At 54.4% G+C, this 1,710-nt stretch carries 2 protein-coding genes; one reads left to right on the top strand and one right to left on the bottom strand.

Features of this window, described 5'->3' with window-relative positions; translation table 11 throughout:
* The coding region (locus RMSM_RS42580; protein WP_236622136.1) for a hypothetical protein at window positions 1–239 on the top strand (239 nt) is incomplete at its 5' end.
* A 63-nt stretch (window positions 240–302) separates the two neighbouring features.
* Here the strand turns inward: RMSM_RS42580 and RMSM_RS14230 are convergent.
* Window positions 303–1,193: a serine/threonine-protein kinase gene (locus tag RMSM_RS14230; protein ID WP_008697240.1), complete on the bottom strand. Its 891-nt coding sequence runs from the start codon at window positions 1,191–1,193 to the stop codon at window positions 303–305.
* Between the last annotated feature and the right edge of the window lie 517 nt (window positions 1,194–1,710).

Genomic DNA, 1,710 nt, shown 5'->3' with positions numbered 1-1,710 from the left:
GTGACGTTGTCAAAACGAGCACGAAAAGAAAAACAGTGCTCGCCAGGCGAAACAAGAGCGTGCGATTGCGATGCGGCATGAGAAATCCAGTAGACGAGATCCGAAGAGGTCACTGGATTGTAGCGCAGAAAGGGGAAAAAGCCCAGTCGAATTGGGCGTTAAAAGTCATGCTGGATCAGCAGAAACGCCAGCCTTTTCATATTTGCAAATTTCACGATGCGTCTGCCGCTCGGGCATGAACGCCGTTTGCCTTATCCGACCATTAACGGACGCGCCGAGTGGTATTTTGGGCGTTCGTGGTCTTAACCGGCGCGACGCTGGCTGATACGAGAGGTCGTTTGGGTTCGTCCCAGTTGGCTGATGCTGCGGTCGCTCAGCGGATAGCGAATCCGGCTGACGGCATTTTGCATCGCAATCGCGTCACGAAAGCGTCGCTTCGGCTCGGGATCGACGGCTTTGCGGATCAGCGAAACAAAATCGCTGGACAATCCGCGACGAAGCTTTTGATAACCTGGCAATGGGGCTTCGAACGGATAATCGGGAAGTTCGCCAGACAGCATCCGGTACAACACCAACCCCAACGAAAAAACATCGCTGCGAAACCCGGGATGCCCCATCGCTTGTTCCGGTGCCATGTAGCCAAGGGTGCCGGATGCCGACACATGTTTGCCGTTCCGCTGAACCCGCGCCAAACCAAAGTCGGTTAAACGAATCGTTTGATTCGGAAAAAGAATGAAGTTATCGGGTTTGATGTCGCGGTGCAGGACACGTTGTTGATGTGCGTGCGCGACCGCATCGATCATTTGCAGTGCATAGTCGATCGCGGTGGCGCGAGCCAAGCGGCGGCTGAGCCGATCCGCCAACGTTTGTTCTCCCAGCGGAAAGACCATCACAAAGTGGCCTTCGACAAATCGAGCATCCTTGAGTTCCAAGACCCCGGGGTGTCGCAGCTTTGCCATGATTCGCACTTCGCGTTTCAAATCATCCACCGATTGGGTGTTGGCGACATAGCGAGCGTCGGGGATTTTTAATGCGACCCGGCGGTCTTCGATTGTATCATGGGCGGCATACACGGTCGCAAACCCACCTTCGCCCAAACGACTGACAATCCGGTATTTGTCCAACCGGCTGCCGATTCGCAGTGATTTTGGGTTCCCCGATTCTTCGTCGAAAATTCTCAAGGAAGGTTCCATGGCATCTCACATCAAAAGCGGGGGCGTCACCTGGGCTGCAGGCCTGTTTGGGCGGATCCATTTTTCAGGCCGGCTGCCGAGAATACGCGTGGATCGATCGATTTCGAAGCAGCATCGAATTCGAAACAGCAATGTGCAGACGATTTAAGTCGATCGGGCGATCTTTCCCCATCCTCGTCGGTTCGCCGTGCACTAAACCAAATGATCGTCACGATCGAGGCAGCTGTCACAGGAATCCTTTCCCCCAAGAGCCCTACTTTTAGGCAAGTGACCACCGTAGTCCGAATATCCGTCACAGCTTTCCAAGGTTAACGGGCGTGATACTCACCACGATGCCGACGCATTACAATGAGATCGCCCCCCGTAGCGGACCCACAACTCAAAACACGCATCCCTTACACTCAACACAAGTTCCTTTACACCCTGGAAAAATCAATTATGCAACTCAATCGACGCCAAACCTTGATCGCCGGACTTGCAGCCGGAGTCACGACCGCCATCGCCCCCCGCAGCCTTC

It is taken from the genome of Rhodopirellula maiorica SM1, from assembly GCF_000346295.1.
GTDB lineage: Bacteria > Planctomycetota > Planctomycetia > Pirellulales > Pirellulaceae > Novipirellula > Novipirellula maiorica.
This window is presented reverse-complemented; position numbering and strand designations above follow the sequence as displayed.

What these genes read in the sequence shown, in the direction of transcription:
- RMSM_RS14230 (WP_008697240.1), bottom strand. Translation starts at nt 1,193, where the DNA reads ATGGAACCTTCCTTGAGAATTTTCGACGAAGAATCGGGGAACCCAAAA.